The 762-nt window shown below is 77.4% G+C and carries 1 pseudogene; it reads right to left on the bottom strand.

Annotated features, from left to right (window positions below):
* A pseudogene (locus G3I19_RS36715) lies at positions 1 to 747 on the bottom strand (hypothetical protein); the annotation flags it as partial.
* Between the last annotated feature and the right edge of the window lie 15 nt (positions 748 to 762).

Below are 762 nucleotides of genomic sequence, written 5' to 3'. Positions count from 1 at the left end.
AGCGGGGTCGTCGCCCAACTGCGAGCCGTCGAGGCCGCGGGCCCACTCCAGTACGGCCCCGGGCCGCTCCGGTATCTCCGGCAGCCCCCACCGGGCGGCCTGCGGCGCCGCGTGGGCGGCGCGCAGCAGCGGCAGAGCCTCCGAGTGGCCGTGCAGAGCCACCAGTACGGCGGCGAGGCGCAGCCCCTCGCTCGTCCCCGGAGAGGCGGCCTCGGCCGCCAGCAGCCTGCGCAGCAGCGGCAGATCGCGGTCCTGCCGGTCGAACTGCGCCGCCCGCAGCACCGTGGCGCGACGCGCCTTGTCCCCGGCCGACCGGGGCCACAGCGACGGGTCGTCCCGCAGCTGTGCCAGATCCGTCAGACCCGGACTCAGTACGGTCTCCCGCAGGGGCGGGCGCGGATGCGGATCGAGCCGCGCACAGGCCCGGCCGCCGGCCGCTTCGAGCAGCAGATGGTCGGGCTCTGTACGGAGCAGGGCCGTGTGCAGCCGGGCGAACAGCTCGCCGGGGGAGCGGTCGGGAAGGTCCAGCGCCCCGCGCAGCGCGGCCCGCCGGGCGTCGAGATCCGGCAGCGACTTCCGTATCGCCTCGTCCGACGCGGCCACCGCGGCGGCCAGCCGTGTCCCGGCGTCGGCGGGGGACAGATGCAGCAGACCGGGCCACCCGGGCAGTCCGATCGCCAGCTCCAGCGCCTCGTCCGCGCTCGCGGCGACGAGCCCGGCCGCGCCGTCCGCCGACGCGTACAGCACAGGACCCCCGCCGCA

Source organism: Streptomyces sp. SID10853, from assembly GCF_010548145.1.
Classification (GTDB): Bacteria; Actinomycetota; Actinomycetes; order Streptomycetales; family Streptomycetaceae; genus Streptomyces.
The sequence above is the reverse complement of the archived record's forward strand: the minus strand, read 5'-3'. Positions and strand labels throughout refer to the sequence as shown.